The sequence below is a fragment of the Kribbella sp. NPDC050281 genome (assembly GCF_040655855.1).
Classification (GTDB): domain Bacteria; phylum Actinomycetota; class Actinomycetes; order Propionibacteriales; family Kribbellaceae; genus Kribbella.
This window is the reverse complement of record NZ_JBFAKS010000003.1, coordinates 224,793-241,154: the sequence shown is the minus strand read 5'-3', so window position 1 is coordinate 241,154 and position 16,362 is coordinate 224,793. Positions and strand designations below refer to the sequence as shown.

Sequence of the window (16,362 nt, the reverse complement as noted above, 5' to 3'; positions counted from 1 at the left end):
GCGCCGGTCGCTCTGACGAGCGTGGAAGCCAGGTGTGTGAGGCGGCCGGGCAGTGCGATATGGAGCGGGAATGGCTCTTAGCCAGAGCGTGTTGTCGGCCGATCCGGCGGCGTCTCAAACGTTTGTCACAACAGCGAGTGGAAGCCTCAGAGCCTGCATGGCCGCGGCCGCACAATGGATAGCAGATGATGCTGACGCGGCAGGTATAGGTGCCGCGGAGTTGGAGCGACAAGTACGCCTCCATCTCCCGGCAGTCAGTCCTGAATTGCTGGATGACGAACGTTACCGCGTAGCTTATGAAACGGTGCTTCTCGTTGCGCTTCAGCGCGCAGAAGAGATCCGGCGTCACCAAGCTATTGTCATGTCCTCGGCCGGCATGCAACTTCTTGAGGGCGCCGACTACAGCTGCAGACGAGGTCTGACACTCGAGGCGACGGGTCGGTCGCATCTAAAGCTGAGATTCGAGCCCGTCGAGCCTAGTATCGGGTTCCATTATCAAGCGGAACTGCACTACCTTCGAGCTGTCCGGGGCGACACCTACCTCCACTTTGGCGTCTTCCTGCCCGACGCCGAGTTGCCGATGGCATACATCGCAGTTTCGCCGTGCGACCGGCCGTACATGGTCAACGGGCTTCCTGTCAGCGGCTACCAGATAGAGGACGTCGTAGTACTGACGCGGATGTACGGCCTCCCAGGCCTGCCGAGCAATGTCATGAGCCTGATGACCAAGCATGTGATCCAGGCTCTGCGACAGGCGAGTCCTGCTCGGATCATGTTGACCGCCTATAACCCGCTGCTGGGGTTCAGGGGCGCCGTTTATCGAGCCTCGGGTTTTCAGGAGTTCGCCACCGCACCGGTCGGCTACGGGTATGACAAAGTCGGCCATTACATGACTCGGCGGCTGGGCAGTGGCGCACGGCTCTCCGATGTGATCACGCCGCCGAACGTGCTGCTGGCGCGTGGGCTGGATCGGGTCACGCAGGCAGCGCTCGGTACGGTGCGATCTGTCACCCGGATTTCCAATGACGAGTACTGGAAAAACGTCACCCCGCCGAGCGAAACCGCACAGAATTCGGAGCGGATCCGCGAGTCGGTGGCAGGGCTTCGTGAGCACCTTGAATTGGTGCAGGCGAAAGCGACTGCGCGCCTTGACTGCCGACCTGCGGCCGGCGCGAACCAGTGCCAGGGAAAATGCGACGTGAGCTCGGTGTGGCTCATTCGTGAGCTCAAACGTCTGCATGATGTCCAGGCGTCCTATTGTTACGGCACTGTGTTCTTCTCCGGCCACCACTCACGGCATCAGCAGGGTCACTCCTGGGTAGAAGTTACTACGGGAGAGGGCGAACGACTGGTGATCGACGAAGCTCTCCAGTTCCGCCGCGGCCCCGGAGGTGAGCCTGGAATGAGCAAGGACCGTCGGCTGCTGGCGGACCGCGGTGTCCGATACTCCGCAAGCGAGCGGCTGACCATCGACCAGGTGCCCGCGCAACGGGACGTCTGGTCTCGGTTCGCGGTTCTGGACGACGCGCTGCACCAAGGGGTGGCCCACGCTTCTGTGAGCTGACGGCAGACCCGGCGTCGGTTGCCGGGAGGGGAGGAACGATGAAGCGTCTCTTGCTTCTCTCATCCGATGACCGGGCGAGGTATGCCGAGGATGTTCAGACCGCGTTGGCACTGCCGGCGGGTGCGCCGCTTCAGTTCCGCTATCGCGAGCGATGGGTGACACCGACGCTGCAGCGAGCTGTGCCGAGTGGCCAGGCCGGTGGGCTCCCGGCCATCGTGGGATTCGTCGGTAGTGACAAGTCCCGTCCGTTCTTGCTGCCGATCCGCTACGCGACCGTGGCGAGGGCCGAGTACGTCGCGGACATGTTCATCTTCAAACTGCGTCTCGGCGGCTACGTGAACATGCAGCCGTTTCCGCTGTCGCAGCCTGACCTGATGGCGAAGAGCCGAGAGTTGATCAGCCAACTCGAGTCGAACGGGAAGGGCAGGTTCTATCCAGCGTCGTCCAACTTCCCGCAGATGCCGGAAGAGGTCAGCGATGACGTTCCGGACCGGTGGCTCGCGACTGCGCGGCGTCTCGCGTTGCACCCCACTTTTGCGAACTCCTACTTCCTTCGCGTCGCGCCGGTCGAGACCCAGCACGGTAAGGAGTTGCGGTTCGGTTCGGACGGGCGGATCGAGGCGATCGACGGCCAGTCGCTGAGGATCGTCACGAATCTCTTCGGCGAGCAGTACGCGCCGGATGCGGAGTTCAAGCTGACCTGCTCCGCGGATGACGCCAACCTGCGGGTGGCGTCCGACGACCTCTATCAAGTCTCTCTCAGATATGACTCCGTCGAGTTCTGGCTGCATTCGGCTCCGCAGAGCTATGACACCTACTCGCGGGTGAAGATCAGTTTGGCGAGCGAGAAGGCGGCGGCGGTGACGATCCCGGCCAATGTCCCGCTCGATCTGGTCATGCGCCGGTCGAAGTCGCGGACATTCCGGCGATGGATCGCGGCCAGCGCCGGGGCTGTTCTTGTTGCGTTGCCAGCCATCCTGGGGCCGGGATCGCCGATTCAGATGCGGATTGCGGCGGCTCTGGTCGGTGCGGGGTTGCTGGCCTTCAGCGGTGCGGTGCTGAGCTCGCCGAAGTAGCACTCACAGACCCGACGGCGGGCCGTGGCGCCAGAGTTGTAGTTCTTCGTCTATTGCTAGGGCCAGGCCTAGGAGGTCGGCTTCGCGTTCGGGGAGGGCGGCTAGGGACAGGCCTACTGGTAGGCCTCGGTTGTCGAAACCGGCGGGGACGCTGAGGGCGGGGAAGCCGGCGACGGACCAGGGAGTGGAGAGACGGATCTTCGGGCCCTTCGGGGGGCCGTTGGGGTCGATCAGGGGTGGGGCGGCGTCGATGGTGGGGTGGGCGATCGCGTCGAGTCCGTGGGCGGCCATGATGCCTCGCCAGTCGTTGGCCCAGCCGGCTCGGAGGCGGAGGGCTTCGGCGTACCGCTCTGGGCTGACGCGTTCGCCTTTGCGGACTCGTTCGCGGACCTGGGGTGTGTAGAGATGGCTGTGCGGTTCGAGGGCGTCGTGGATCTGGTGCGCCTCGCTCTCGGTGATCGTGTCGAAGACGCCGATGGACTTCTCCAGGACGACCTTGGTGTTCGCCGGGTTCTCGACCTCGACCAATTGGGCGCCGCGGGCTGCCAAAAGGCCGAGAGCCTCGTGGCAGACAACGGCGATGCGGTCGTCGACCTGCTGCCAGGACATCTCGGTCGGAAGCCCGATGCGGACGCCGCTGAGGTCGTGCGGGGATTCCAAGGGGTACGGCGGGCAGGGTTCGTCACGGGTAGCGGGGTCACGCGGGTCGTGGCCGGCCAGGACTGACATCAGGATCGAGATGTCCAGCATGCGGCGGGCCATCGGTCCGGCGACGTCGAAGGACGGGCTGAGCGGGATCACGCCGTACCGGGAGATGCGGCCTGGGGTGCTGCGCAGGGTGCAGACGCCGCAGGCTGCCGCGGGGATGCGGAGCGAGCCGCCGGTGTCGGTGCCGGTGGCGATCGGGGCCATGCGACCGGCGAGCGCGGCCGCCGATCCGCCGGAGGATCCACCCGGCGTACGACGTACGTCCCACGGGTTGGCCGTCGGCGTTGATGCGGTCCCGTAGGCGAACTCGTGGGTCGTGGTCTTCCCGAGCAGGCCTGCACCGGCCGCGGACAGCCGCTCCCACACGGCGGCGTCCTCGGCCGGGATGTAGGTCGCCAGCACCTGGCTGCCCGCGGTGGTGAGGACTCCTTTGGTGAGGAAGACGTCCTTCACCGCCACCGGTACGCCGGCCAGCGGTCCGACCCGATCGCCGGACGCGCGGGCTTCGTCGGCGCGAAATGCGGCGTCGAGGGCGAGATCGGGAGTCAGGGTGACGAATGCCCGGACCGCGGGTTCGGCCAGGTCGATGCGGCGCAGACAATCCTCGACGAGTTCGCGCGCCGAGAGTTTCCGTTGCCCCAGTAATTGGAGCACCTCGGTCAGGCTGAGGTCCGCGGCGGAGTCACTCACGTCTGCGAGCCTACGAAAAAATACCCGCCCGGGGATCCCGGGCGGGTGTCGAGAGGTGCGCGGCAGCGCTGCCGGTCAGCGCCCCATGGCGGTGGCGACGTTGTAGAGGCCGAAGCAGAAGACCATCACGACGCCGAAGAGCAGAATGAACAGGATCTGCTTCCAGAAGGAGATCAGGAGCACCGCACTGGCCAGCACGACGACGGTCGCGACGAATTCGTTGGGAGGCATGGCGTTTCCTCTTTTCCTTCGATTCACTTCCTTTTGATGACTTGTCATTTGCCGCTCACCGGTTAGAGTGAGTCGGCGGCTCGGCGTAACTGATTACGCTTTCAGTGAACGCCGCGACAATCGGTTGTCAATCCAGAAAAATTGGCACCACAATCTTTGTCCGGACATGATTTTGGCAGCCCTGTGTCCCGGCGGTCCTGAGGTTTGGCAGTGGCCGGCGGTACGCTGGCTGGTTTCCGCGTATCACTTTCCGCCAGTTGGCAGGCTCGGTCTGCCAACTGGCAGTTCCGGCGCCAACACGCCGCCAAAACTCGTCCAGTTGGGAAGTTGCGGTGTCATGGCAACTGTCGGATAGCATCCGGGTGTGGTGATCAATGCCGTCGGCCCGGCGGTGCGCGCCGCCGCTGTCCCGCGGCCTCCAGCCTCAGTAGCCCCAGCAGTGCCTGCGTCCCCAGCAGCCAGACTTTCGCTCGATGATTGCCGAAGGCATGCCCCTGGTTTCGCCGACCTGCTGGACGATGCCGTGCGTCGGCACGGCGTCCCGAATCGCGCGCTCAGTGTGCGGACCCTGCTGCACCTGCCTCGATTGGCCCGCCCGAACGGGACCGTCGCACGCCAGCAGGTGATCGCCGAACTGAATCGCAACGCGGCCCGGTTGCAGCGTGATCAGCAGGCCATCGAAGACCTCATTCCGAAGGACAAGTACCTGCTGCCCGACCTGCGTTTCGTGCGACTCGGGAACAGCGACGCGGATCAGGTTTTCAGCCGCCTGCATTACCTCCGTAGTGCCCGGGCCGGGTCGGTGAACTTCGCGCTGGTGGACCCGGTGAACAGGCTTCCGGTTACGTTGTGCAGCGTTTCCCCGCTGGAATGGATGCGGGTCGGGCGGCAGCTCCAGGCGCAGTTCGGCGTACCGCTCGGAGCGGCGTGGGACGTGTCCCGGGTGTATTCCTTCGACGTAGCTCCGGTGAATGCGATCTCGTTCCTGCTGTCGAAAGTCCGGCAGGTGATCCGGCGCGAGATTCCGAGCGTGCAACTGCTCACCACGGCGGTCGATCCGAATCTCGGATTCATCGGCTCGAGCTACCGGGCCGCCAATTGGCAGCAGTGGATGTCGATCGAGGCACGTCCCTATCTGTACGTCGACGGGATCTACGCCAGCCCGCGCCAGCTCCGGACCCGCTACGGCGGCGCAAACCTCACCGAGCTGCGGCGTACCCACTCCGGCACGCGCTTCGAGCAGAGCCGCGCCAAACTCCTCGACTCGGTCATCTACTGCTGCCGCATGCGCGGCGAGACCGCCCCCGTACCCCTCGAAGACCAACGCCGCCTACGCCGCTGATCAGCAAGATCAGCTGGTCGATCCGCCGTTCATCGAGAACGGGAATCTGGCCAACAGGGCGTCGATGCGTTGGCGGTCGGGCATGGAGTTGGTGAGGGGGAAGTCGGCGGTGGCGCAGGACATGGCGGCGGTGGCCCAGAGGGCGACCGCCGCGGAGAACTTGCCGTCGTTGTCCACGAGCTTGGCGGCCAGTGCCGCGCAGAAGGCGTCGCGCGCGGCTGAGGACTCCTTGTAGATCGACGGGATCGTGGGCACGCTCAGTACGTCGTGGGCCGCGCCGGAGTAGACCGTGCAGCCGCCGTTGACGAGCACGCACAACGCTTCCACCCCGAAGGCGAGCAGATTCCGCGCGACCGGGTCGGGGTCGAAAGGAGTCTGGCCCTGGGCGGCGAAGTGACCGAGCTCCCAGGGATGCGCGACCAGGTAGTCGATCCGCAGGAAGGTGTCGCGCGAGATGCGCTCGTCGACGTAGGGCTGGCCCGGAGTCACGATCACCAGCGGCCGGTTGAGCGGGTCGGAGTGCGCGAGAGCAAGCGATTGCTGCATCGTCTCGCGGGGGACCTCGAAGGTCGTCAGCAGGACGTCGCAGCCGGCCAGGTGGTCGCGGTGGTCGTCGAGGTCCTCCGGGGCGAGGAAGACCTGCTTCTCGTTGCGCCAGTTGACGGCGATGCTGTCGCCGAGTTCCTTCTCGAAGACTCCGGTGAACGGCGTACGGCGGCCGCGGATGCGCTTGACGAGGGACGTGTCGACGCCCTCGTCGTGCAGGTACTGGAGGATCTCCTCGCCGAAGCGGTCGTCGGTGACCGCCGCGATCAACGACGTTCGCAGCCCCAGGCGCGCCGCCGCGACGGCCTGAGTCAGTCCTTTGCCACCGGGGGAGAGATCGAAGCCGTAGGCCTCGCTCGATGTTTCCGGCTCCGGCAGGGTTTTGGTCCGGAACGTCGCGTCCATGACCGCACCGCCGACGACGATCACTCGCCCGGCCGGCGCGGCGTCCGTGGCCGGGGCCGCGTCGAGCATGGTGACGGTCTTCGAGCCGACCGAGTAGATGGCCCGGCGGATCAGTTGGTTCGCGAGTTCGCGCAGTACGGCGGGCTCCGTCGTACCGCGCAGAGAGCGGTCGCTCGGGGCTTCGCCGGGTTGCTGGCCGAGTGCCTGGTGCAGGCGGTGCCAGTTGTTCAGCAACGCCTCGCGGCGGGGGCCGAGGGACGGGTTGTAGAGCGACCGGGTGACGCGCTCCTCGATGCCGGCCTCGGCGTACGACGTGGTGTGGACCCCGAGGGAGAGGATCGCGTCGGCGACGATCTGTGTGGTGCCCTTGAGGTCGTCCCGGACGCAGTTGATGACCAGTTCGCGCGCCGCCCGGGCGCGGTCGAGCTCATGCACTGACGCGAACCTGCGGGTCGCGGGCAGCTCCAGCAACGGCGCCGTCGTGCCCGACTCACCGGCCTTCAGCCGGGCGATGGTCAGGCCGTCGTGGGTGCGGAGCTTCTCGAGCACGCTGGCAAGCAGCAGCACGTCAGCCGTCTGCTTGTCGCTGCGATTCGTCATCCGGCCCCCGGGTCGTGAATATCCTCGAACCAAGTATGCGGACCCGCGGGTCAGGGTGGAAACCGGCTGCGCGCGTCGGGTCACGCCCGGGCGGCGCCGGTCACGAAGAGTGTCCGGATCCGGCGCCCACCGATGCCGCGGTGCGCCGCCGGCTGTCGTTGCCGTCAGCAAACAATCTGGCGTCGCGACGGATCAGGCCGGACCGCGGGACTGGGGGCCGGACCTGGTTGTGACGTAGGCTGCTGCGGTCTGCCGGTTGTCCAGACCGGCGAGACGACCACGGGGAGCAAGATGAATACTGGGCATGTCGAGCTCGCGAGAGCTCAGCAGGAGCGTTGGCAGCGGGCCTACCTGCATCATCCGCAGCTGCACGGTTCGGAGCCGTCCGCGGCGGCGCAGTGGGCCGCGGAGGTGTTCGGTGCCGCAGGCATCGATGACGTGCTGGAGCTCGGCGCCGGGCACGGCCGGGACGCGTTCTTCCTGGCCAGACAGGGATTCAGTGTGCACGCGACGGACTTCAGCGAGGCCGCGCTCGACCAGTTGCGGCTGGAAGCACAGCGTGAGGGCCTCGACGACCGCGTCACCGCCGCGCTGCACGACGTCCGCGATCCGTTGCCGCCCGCCGACGCCACCGTCAACGCGGTGTTCGCGAACCTGCTGCTGAACATGGCCTTCTCCCGCGCTGAACTGCGCTCCCTGGTGTCCGAGATCTACCGCGTCCTGTGCCCCGGCGGACTCTTCGTGTACGCCGTGTGGTCGGCCGATGACCCGTGTGCGGGCCACTGGCAAGAACTCGAGGAGGGCCTGGCCGTGCACGACGGGTTCGTCGGCCGGTTCTTCGACCAGTCGCTGATCCAGGAGCTGGCCGACCGCTGGCGGCTCGACGACCAGACGCCGTACGACGAAGGCCCGCGGCCGCTGCGGATGTGGCGGGTCACGCTGGGCAAGCCCGCAACCTGAAGCCGGCTCTAACTGTTGCCGGTTCCGAAAAGGTGACGTTCGCTCAAGCAGCGGCGTGCCAGGTTGCGGTGTGGTCACCAATCCGAAATGTTGCATTGACGCAGCAGATCGGTATCCGACAGGCTCTGTCGGCGTCTTACCTTCGACCATCGGAGATCAGCAATGCAGTGGTATATCGACGTCCTCAAGAAGTACGCCGTGTTCAGCGGCCGGGCGCGGCGCAAAGAGTACTGGATGTTCGTCCTGTTCAACGTGATCGCCTCGATCATCCTGGGCATCGTGGACCGGATCATCGGTACGGACTACGGCAACAGTGGCAGTGGAATCCTGTCCACGATCTACAGCCTCGCGGTGCTGCTGCCCTCGATCGGTGTCGCCATCCGGCGCATGCACGACACGAACCGCAGCGGTTGGTGGATCCTGATCAACCTGATCCCCTGCATCGGCTGGATCTGGTTCATCGTGCTGGCGGCGCAGGAGGGCACGGTGGGTGACAACCAGCATGGTCCGGACCCGAAGGCGGCCGAGCGGTTCGGTCAGCCGGGCGCCGGTCCGGCCGAGCCTGGCTACCCCACGGTCTGACCCCTAGACACGCAGAACGCCCCGTGAACCCGAGAGGGTTCGCGGGGCGTCCGTGTCCGGAATGGAAGTCAGCTGGCCTGGCTGACGCTCGACATGTTGAAGTCGGGCACCAGCAGCGGCGGGGTCGCGGTCCGCGAGAAGTAGTCGCCCCACTCGCGCGAGAACGACGGAACCGTTGCCCCCGCGGCGCTGAACCGGGCGAGCAGGTCGACCGGGCTCTCGTTGAAGCGGAAGTTGTTCACGGCACCGGTCACCTCGCCGTTCTCGACCAGGTAGACGCCGTCGCGGGTCAGACCGGTGAGCAGCGACGTCTGCGGATCGACCATCCGGATGTACCACAGGCAGGTGAGCAGCAGGCCGTGCTCGAGCCCGGCGACCAGGTCGTCCGTCGACCCGGATGCTCCGTCAACTGACAGCACATAGTTGTCGACGCCAGGTGTCGCGGCCGGAGCACCGATCAGGTCGGCCGTGTGACGGCTCGTCATCAAGTGCTCGAGCTTGCCGCCGCGAATCCAATCGGTCGCGGACAGTGTGAGGCCGTTGTCGAACACGCTGGACGCCCCGCCGGACGAGCGGGCCACGGCGAACGGGAAGGTCTCGAGCCCAGGCAGTTGCGGATCCGACAGCAGGTTGACCGGCTGCGACGACAGCGCGTCGCCGATCCGCGTCCCGCCGGACGGTGTGGAGAAGACGCTGCGGCCCTCGAACGCTTCCCGTCCGTCGAGTTGCCAGAACAGGTACGTCATCAGGTCGGCGACTGCGGCCGGGGGCAGGATCGTCGGGTGCCGGCCGGCGTCGACCGACACGGTCCGCGACGCCCAGCCGAGCCGGCGGTTCAGTTCGGCGTCGAGTGCGAACGGGTCGATGTCGGCGAAGTCGCGAGTGGCCGCACCGACCCAGGCGGACTGGCTGAGGTCACCGGACTTGCCAGTCTCGGAGACGAACCCGCGGGGCAGTGCCTGCCGCAGCCGCAGCCCGGCGGACGAGCCGAGGTAGAGGGTGGTGACCTCGTGGTCGGCGAAGCCGTAGAGCCAGCGGCTCTCCTTGCCGGCCCTCTTCAGCGTCTCGCCGAGCGCCGGGGCGAACTTCTCGTAGATGCTGACCGTCGTCTCCTCCGGCTCCGCGGCCCAGTCCGCGCCCATGGTGCCGTCGACGAGCGGTCGGGCATCCTCGGCCGGGCTGGACGCACGGGCAGTGGCGACCGCCGCGGACACGAGGTCGCCGAGCGAGACATCCGTGACCGACGACCGGCCGACGATGCCGGCCGCCGTACCCTCGCCGGCGCCGACCGTCGCGATCACGGTCACGCTGGAGCCGCGCATGGCGCCGTTGGTGGTCAGGGTGTTGTTGGCCCAGCGCAGGTTGGCGCTGGACGTCTCGGCGACGATGACGACACAGCCGTCGGCGCCCTCGGCCGCGGCCAGGTCGAGTCCGCGCTCGATCGTGTCCTGCGGAGTGAGCTGAATGGCGGTCGTCACCGGCCGGCCTCCTGCGTGGTGTTGAGAATGCGGACGCTGCGGAACAGGGCGGACGGGCACCCGTGGCTGACGGCGCCGCTCTGCCCGGGCTGAGCCTTGCCGCAGTTGAGCGCGCCGCCGAGGACATACGTCTGCGGGCCGCCGACCGCCTCCATCGAGCCCCAGAAGTCGGTGGTCGTCGCCTGGTAGGCGACGTCGCGGAGCTGGCCGTCGAGCTTGCCGTCGGTGATCTTGTAGAACCGCTGACCGGTGAACTGGAAGTTGTACCGCTGCATGTCGATCGACCAGGACTTGTCACCGACGATGTAGATGCCGTTCGTCACCCGGCTGATCAGCTCCTCGGTCGAGGGACCGTCCGGGGCCGGCTGCAACGACACGTTGGCCATCCGCTGGATCGGGATGTGCCCGGACGAGTCGGCGTACGCACAGCCGTTGGAGCGCGGCGTACCGAGCAGGTCCTCGTTGACCTTGGCCATCCGGCGGTCGACCTGGTAGCCGACCAGGGTGCCGTCCTTCACCAGGTCCCACTGCTGGCCGGCCACGCCCTCGTCGTCGTACCCGACCGTGGACAGGCCGTGCTCGGCGGTGCGGTCGCCGGTGACGTGCATGACGGGCGAGCCGTACTTCAGCGTGTTCAGCTTGTCGGTGGTTGCGAAGCTGGTACCGGCGTAGTTCGCCTCGTACCCGAGGGCGCGGTCCAGCTCGGTGGCGTGGCCGATCGACTCGTGGATGGTGAGCCACAGGTTGCTCGGGTCGATCACCAGGTCGTAGCTGCCCGCCTCGACGGCCGGCGCGGTCATCTTCTCGGCCAGCCAGCCGGGGATCTGGGCGAGCTCCTCGTCCCAGTTCCAGCCGGTGCCGGTCAGGTACTCCCAGCCACGGCCGGCCGGCGGCACGCAGCTCGACATCGAGTCGAACCGGCCGGTCTCGCTGTCCACTGCGTAGGCGGTGATGTCCGGACCGATCCGGACCCGTTGCTGGGTGTACGACGTTCCCTCGGTGTTGGCGTAGAACTTGCACTCGTGGACCGAGGCCACGTGGACGCTGACGTGTGCGACGCCGTCGGCCTTCATCAGCCGGTCGCTGTAGTCGGTGAGCAGCGCGACCTTCTCGGCCCGCGGCACGCTGAACGGGTCGATCTCGTACGACGACACCCAGCTGGCGTCGTCGTACACGGGCTCGTCGGCGAGCTCGATCGGCTCGGCGTTGATCGGCCGGGCGACCTGGGCCATGTTGACGGCCTGCTCGGCGACCTGGACCGCCTCGTCGGTGGTCAGCGCGACGCCGGCGGCGAAGCCCCAGGTGCCGTCGTGGATGACGCGGACCGCGAGGCCGAGGTCCTCGTCGTCGCTAGCGCTCTCCAGCAGGCTGTCGCGTAACGCGATGGACTCGGACCGGATCCGCTCCAGCCGGAACTCGGCGAAGGTGGCGCCGAGGTCTCGGGCGCGCTGCAGCGCGGCCTCGGCGAGCTCGTGACGGGGAAGGGCGAGGAAGGACGCATCGACTTCTGGCACGTTCCGACCTTATACACGGGAACCGCGGAAGGTCCGGTGGTGTAGTCACAATGTCTGGAAACTGACTGGAGGCGTGATCAGCCAGGGCGACGAGGCGGAGATTCTGGCTCGGGTGCGTGGTGGTGAGTCGGCCGCGTACGGCGAGCTGGTGCTGCGGCACGCCCAGGTGGCCAAACGTACGGCGGTCTTCCTCGGCGCCGGTGCGGACGCGGACGACGTGGTCCAGGAGGCGTTCGTGAAGGCGTACCGGGCGCTTGGTGGGTTCCGGGAGGGGTCGGCGTTCCGGCCGTGGCTGCTGCGCATCGTCGCGAACGAGACGCGCAACGTCGTCCGGTCCCGCAGCCGCCGGTCCCGCCGTGAGGAGCTGGCCGCGCCGTTGGACGTCGTACTGGACCCGGCCGAGCACGCAGTCACCCTGGAGCGGCGGCAGGAGCTGCTGACTGCTGTCCGTGCGCTGCCCGACAACATGCGGCAGGTGGTGACCTGCCGCTATCTGTTGGACCTGGACGAGCAGGAGACGGCAGTGGTGCTCGGTTGGCCGCGTGGGACGGTCAAGTCCCGCCTGCACCGCGCACTGGGCCGACTACGGACCTCACTCCCCGACAAGGAGGTGCAGCGATGAACTTGGACGATGAGCTACGGGTCCTCGGACGTTCTGCCGTCGTACCTCCGGTGGACGAGGGGCTGGCCACCGCAGTGCTGTCCCGGGTGGCCGACGTACCTGTGCGGAGGCGGCTGCGGGACCGGTGGCGTGCGTTCGTGGCCGGCTTCCTCGTGCTGATCGCGGGTGCAGCGCTGACGCCGCCGGTCCGTGCGACGGTGGCGGAGTGGCTGAACATCGGGGGAGTGCAGGCTCGTCCGGTCGGCACCGGCCCGACCAGTGCGCCGCCAGCGCCTGGAGTCAACGGTCAGCTGTCGTTGGAGGAGGCGGAGCGGATCGCCGGGTTCAAGCCGGCGCTGCCGCAAACGCTGGGTGGTCCCAAGGGTGTTGAAGCATCAAAGGGCTTCGTGGCGATCAGCTGGGAGAGTGGGATCCGGCTGGAGCAGTTCCGGGCCGAGGTGTCGCCGCTGTACCTGAAGAAGTACTACGACAGCCTGGAGTACGTGCAGGACATCAACGGTTACTGGTTCAAGACCCCGCATGAACTCGTGCTGGAGGACGAGCACGGGGTGGAGCAGCGTGTCCGCGTGGCCGGCCCCACTCTGGTCTGGGTGAGCAACGGGGTGACGTTCCGGCTCGAGGGAGCGCCTGACAAGACCAGAGCGGTCGAGTTGGCTCGCGGAACCTCCTAGCGTCCGGCGGTGTATCAGCGGTGAGTCCTCGTCTTTCCAGGGAGAGCCGCCATGGTCCGCCGTACGCTCGCACTGCTTGCCGCCGTGATCGCCGTCGCCGCTGTCGGAGCCGCACCTGCAGACGCAGGCGGTCCGACCAGCGTCCTGCTCAGCGCCCCACCACGGGTGGCGGCGGTCGGGTACGACGACAGTGCCTACGAAGAGCTCCAGCGACTGACGCAGGTCGCCGGATCGAAGCCGGCGGTCGGGGACGAGCGGCATGACGCCGGTGCGTTCGTCCGCGCTGCCTGGATGATCCACGACATGTCCGTCTGGCGGCTCGACATCATCTACCCGAACGTCGAGGGCGGTCCGTGGATCGCCACGACCGAGACGCTCGACGGTAAGACGATGCCGGCCCAACCCACCTGGCACACCTCAACCGACCCGGCCGCTCTGCTGAAGCTGCTCGGCTCCCTCAAGCTGCTGCCCGGCCAGCAGGAGCAACCAGGGTCGTTCGGCGGCCCGACCAGCATGGACTGGAATCTCCAACCAGCCCCGGCCCCGGCGACCGAGCCCGTTCCGACCACCGCGCCGGCGGCGCCCCCACAGGCTCAGACCGCATCGACGGGCGTCCTCACCGGCTGGCGCTGGATCATCCCCGGCGTCCTCATCGGCGCACTGGTCGCAGTACTCGCTGTCCGCCTGCTCCCGAAGCGCCGCGACTGGCAGCTCGTCGACGCCGAGTAGAACTAGTCGACCGGAGTCCCAGCCAGCTCGAAGCCGCTGAACAGCCGCCCGCCATAGGGCTGCAAGATCCGGTCGACCTCCTCGACGAGACGGTCGTTCTCCGCCCGGACCCCGTCCATCAGCGCCGTCGCGTGGCCGGTGCCGTGCGACTCGTCGTACGCCATCACCTCGCGCAGCAGGCCTTTGCCAGTGCCGGACCATTGACGGGCGCCGGTGAGGAGGAGCCGGGCGGCGTCCTGCCAGAGCGTCGAGCAGATGGCAGTGCGGACGTTGCCGGTGGCATCGGCGAGGTCGTCCAGGAGGCCGGTGATCATGTAGCGCAGCAGAGCGAGTTCGTCACTGCTGAGTGGGGCCGGCCCGGCGGCCACCTCGGCGAGGCAGGCTTGCTGCAACCGCGCGCCCGAGCCATCGGTGTCGAGCAGTACGACGGACTCACCGACAAGCCGCGCCATGGTCGGCTGTCTGCGTTGCTGGTCCTTGCCGGAGAAGAACGCGATCGACTTCTCGGTGTGCACGAACAGCTCCACCGGCCAGCCGCCGTACTGCAGGGATTTCCGCAGCGGTGCGGGCGGTCCGTCGAGGAGCACGGTGATGTCCAGGTCGGACGTAGGGGACGCGTCGCCACGTGCCACGCTCCCACCCAGCCATGCCGCGCGTGCGTCCGGGAACTGCTCTGCCACCAACTGCCGTGCCAGGTCGATCGGTTCCATCAGGACAGTTTCAGCCAGTACAGCAGGTCGCGGTACGCATTTTCCGGTTGGATGTGGCCACCGGTGTACGGGACGAGCTCCGCGTTCGGGATCTCCGCGAGGAGCAGATCGGCGTACTTGCGAGCGCGATCGTCACCGGAGCCGAACCAGATGCTCGTCGGCACTTGGACGTCGGCGAGGTGGAACCCCCAGTCGGCGGCGAACGCGACGTTGTCGTCGACCCAGCCGTCGTGGCTGGTGACGAAGGTCGCCGTGAGCCGGGCCATGGCTTCCGGATCGTCCTTGGCAGGTGGCGCCGGCGGTGCGGGGGAGTGCGGGTCCGGCGGGAACTCCGGGCCGGCGGCCTCGACCGCGGCCATGATGCTCAGTGCGGCCTCCTCGATGGACGGCCGGATGTACTGCTCACCACGAGCGGCCAGCCACGACGTGCGATTGAGCCGCGGGTCCTCCTCGTCCCCGATCGGCTCAGGGCCGTCCACGATCGGCGGTGTGATGCCTCCGGACACAGCACACCGGACGATGCGATCCGGGAGGAGGGCAGCACAGGCAAGAGCGTGCGGGCCCCCGCCTGATCCGCCGGTGACTGCGAACCGGTCCCACCCGAGTCCGTCGGCCAAGGCGGCCACGTCCTCCACCGCGTCGGCAACCGTCCGCCCCGGCTTGCGCGTCGACCCGCCGTACCCCGGCCGATCGGGAACGACCAGATGTACGCCGCACTCCTCGACAGCCCGTACGACGTCCGGACGCTTCCATCGCGTGCTCGGTGACCCGCCCTGCGACAGCACCGGCACCCCGTCGGTATCGCCGTACACGCTGTACCTGAGTACTCGCCCGCCGACCGTCAGTTCCTTGTCCACGGTGCGGAGAGTAGCCGGTCGGGTGTTGCGCACAGACGTCGACCAGATCGAGTGGGATTCTCGGGATTCGGGATGGAACTGCGATGGTGGAAGACTTCGGCCTACCGTCTCCCGGCTGGGATTGTTCGACGTTGTCAGGAGTGCTTGTGAGTTCCTCGGTTGCCGCGGCCGTCTCGCCGACCCGGCAAGCCCTGCGCCGCGCCCGGACGGACCGGAGCGCGCGGCTCGGTGCGGTGCTGGTCGTGCTGCTGGTGCTGACCGCGGCCGCGGCGCCGCTGCTGGTGAAGCTGTCCGGGCAGGATCCGTACACCTACCACCTCGATCTGCTCGACCCGGCACGAGGCAACGCGCCGAAAGGTGCGCTCGGTGGGGTGAGCAGCGAGCACTGGTTCGGCGTCGAACCACTGACCGGCCGGGACCTGTTCTCGATCGTGGTGCTCGGCCTGCGGACCTCGCTGACGATCGCGATCGTGGTCACCCTCGTCACCTCGGTCGTCGGTACCTTGATCGGCATCAGCGCCGCCTACCTCGGCGGCTGGTACGACGCGGTCGCGTCCCGGGTGTTCGACTTCTTGTTCGGCTTTCCGCAGCTCGTCTTCATGATTGCCCTGGGCATCATCGTGCCCGCGGGCTTCCCGCGCTGGCTGCTGCTGATCCTCGTACTCAGCGTGTTCGGCTGGGCCAGCCTGGCCCGGTTGATCCGCAACCAGGCGAGGTCCCTGGTCGCGCGCGAGTACGTCGAGGCGGCCCGCAGTGTCGGCTCGTCGGGCTGGCACGTGATCACCCGCGAACTCCTGCCGAACCTGCTCGGCCCGGTCCTCGTGATCGCGACCCTGGCCATCCCCGGCTACATCGGGGCCGAGGCGGCGCTGTCGTTCCTGGGCGTCGGCGTACCACCGCCGACACCCAGCCTCGGCCGCTCCATCTCCGACTCGATCGCCTGGGTCTACACCGGCGCGGATCCCTGGTTCCTGTTCTTCCCCGGCGTCACGCTGTTCGTCGCGGTGCTCGGCTTCACGCTGCTCGGCGACGGCGTCCGCGACGCGTTCGACGTCCGCCTGCGGAGGACGAGCTGAG

General features: G+C 67.5%; 16 protein-coding genes. 9 read left to right on the top strand and 7 right to left on the bottom strand.

Translation table 11 applies throughout. The features are described from left to right. Window positions 1-265: 265 nt before the first annotated feature. Together AB0I34_RS05405 and AB0I34_RS05400 are read left to right on the top strand one after the other, a co-directional pair. Window positions 266-1,564: a hypothetical protein gene (locus AB0I34_RS05405; RefSeq protein WP_360439791.1), complete on the top strand. Its 1,299-nt coding sequence runs from the start codon at window positions 266-268 to the stop codon at window positions 1,562-1,564. Window positions 1,565-1,602: 38 nt separating this feature from the next. Continuing rightward, window positions 1,603-2,640: a hypothetical protein gene (locus AB0I34_RS05400; RefSeq protein WP_360439788.1), complete on the top strand. Its 1,038-nt coding sequence runs from the start codon at window positions 1,603-1,605 to the stop codon at window positions 2,638-2,640. A gap of 3 nt (window positions 2,641-2,643) precedes the next feature. Here AB0I34_RS05400 and AB0I34_RS05395 read toward each other — a convergent pair whose 3' ends face one another. Together AB0I34_RS05395 and AB0I34_RS05390 are read right to left on the bottom strand one after the other, a co-directional pair. Then, the gene (locus tag AB0I34_RS05395) at window positions 2,644-4,038 is read right to left on the bottom strand and encodes an amidase (protein WP_360439785.1); all 1,395 of its coding nucleotides are present in this window, start codon (window positions 4,036-4,038) and stop codon (window positions 2,644-2,646) included. A 75-nt stretch (window positions 4,039-4,113) separates the two neighbouring features. Continuing rightward, entirely contained in the window at window positions 4,114-4,269 is a 156-nt protein-coding gene (locus AB0I34_RS05390) for a hypothetical protein (RefSeq protein WP_165553780.1), read from the bottom strand. 523 nt (window positions 4,270-4,792) lie between these two features. Here AB0I34_RS05390 and AB0I34_RS05385 point away from each other — a divergent pair. After that, window positions 4,793-5,611, top strand: coding sequence for a hypothetical protein (locus AB0I34_RS05385; protein WP_360439782.1), 819 nt, complete (start codon window positions 4,793-4,795; stop codon window positions 5,609-5,611). Between the two features lie 9 nt (window positions 5,612-5,620). Here the strand turns inward: AB0I34_RS05385 and AB0I34_RS05380 are convergent, their stop codons facing one another. Further along, on the bottom strand, window positions 5,621-7,162 hold the full coding sequence (locus AB0I34_RS05380; RefSeq protein ID WP_360439779.1) for a PfkB family carbohydrate kinase: 1,542 nt from the start codon (window positions 7,160-7,162) through the stop codon (window positions 5,621-5,623). 291 nt (window positions 7,163-7,453) lie between these two features. Between AB0I34_RS05380 and AB0I34_RS05375 the strand changes: the two genes are divergently transcribed. Next, window positions 7,454-8,122 carry a class I SAM-dependent methyltransferase gene (locus AB0I34_RS05375; RefSeq protein WP_360439776.1) on the top strand — a complete coding sequence of 223 codons (669 nt, stop codon included), beginning with the start codon at window positions 7,454-7,456 and terminating at the stop codon, window positions 8,120-8,122. 162 nt (window positions 8,123-8,284) lie between these two features. After that, a complete protein-coding gene (locus tag AB0I34_RS05370) occupies window positions 8,285-8,704 on the top strand; it encodes a DUF805 domain-containing protein (protein ID WP_360439773.1) in 420 nt (139 codons plus the stop codon). 68 nt (window positions 8,705-8,772) lie between these two features. Here AB0I34_RS05370 and AB0I34_RS05365 read toward each other — a convergent pair whose 3' ends face one another. Together AB0I34_RS05365 and AB0I34_RS05360 are read right to left on the bottom strand one after the other, a co-directional pair. Further along, entirely contained in the window at window positions 8,773-10,182 is a 1,410-nt protein-coding gene (locus AB0I34_RS05365; RefSeq protein WP_360439770.1) for a TldD/PmbA family protein, read from the bottom strand. Further along, window positions 10,179-11,696 (bottom strand): TldD/PmbA family protein, encoded by a 1,518-nt coding sequence (locus tag AB0I34_RS05360; RefSeq protein WP_360439767.1) that lies wholly within the window; start codon window positions 11,694-11,696, stop codon window positions 10,179-10,181. The genes AB0I34_RS05365 and AB0I34_RS05360 overlap by 4 nt, the downstream gene beginning before the upstream one ends. Window positions 11,697-11,769: 73 nt before the next feature. Here AB0I34_RS05360 and AB0I34_RS05355 point away from each other — a divergent pair, with 73 nt between their 5' ends. From AB0I34_RS05355 to AB0I34_RS05345, 3 genes are read left to right on the top strand one after another with little or no spacing between them, the layout of a single operon-like run. Beyond that, window positions 11,770-12,318 carry a sigma-70 family RNA polymerase sigma factor gene (locus AB0I34_RS05355; RefSeq protein ID WP_360439764.1) on the top strand — a complete coding sequence of 183 codons (549 nt, stop codon included), beginning with the start codon at window positions 11,770-11,772 and terminating at the stop codon, window positions 12,316-12,318. Further along, window positions 12,315-12,989, top strand: coding sequence for a hypothetical protein (locus tag AB0I34_RS05350; protein WP_360439761.1), 675 nt, complete (start codon window positions 12,315-12,317; stop codon window positions 12,987-12,989). Before AB0I34_RS05355 ends, AB0I34_RS05350 begins: the two co-directional genes overlap by 4 nt. A 51-nt stretch (window positions 12,990-13,040) precedes the next feature. Then, window positions 13,041-13,718, top strand: a complete 678-nt coding sequence (locus AB0I34_RS05345) for a hypothetical protein (RefSeq protein WP_360439758.1) — start codon at window positions 13,041-13,043, stop codon at window positions 13,716-13,718. Window positions 13,719-13,720: 2 nt separating this feature from the next. Here the strand turns inward: AB0I34_RS05345 and AB0I34_RS05340 are convergent, their stop codons facing one another. Continuing rightward, window positions 13,721-14,428: a nucleotidyltransferase domain-containing protein gene (locus AB0I34_RS05340; protein WP_360439755.1), complete on the bottom strand. Its 708-nt coding sequence runs from the start codon at window positions 14,426-14,428 to the stop codon at window positions 13,721-13,723. Then, on the bottom strand, window positions 14,428-15,285 hold the full coding sequence (locus AB0I34_RS05335; RefSeq protein ID WP_360439752.1) for an alpha/beta hydrolase: 858 nt from the start codon (window positions 15,283-15,285) through the stop codon (window positions 14,428-14,430). Before AB0I34_RS05335 ends, AB0I34_RS05340 begins: the two co-directional genes overlap by 1 nt. 146 nt (window positions 15,286-15,431) lie before the next feature. On the opposite strand from AB0I34_RS05335, the gene AB0I34_RS05330 reads away from it, so the two are divergent. Then, complete coding sequence (locus AB0I34_RS05330; protein ID WP_360439749.1) at window positions 15,432-16,361, top strand: ABC transporter permease; 930 nt, start codon at window positions 15,432-15,434, stop codon at window positions 16,359-16,361. Window position 16,362 lies beyond the last annotated feature (1 nt).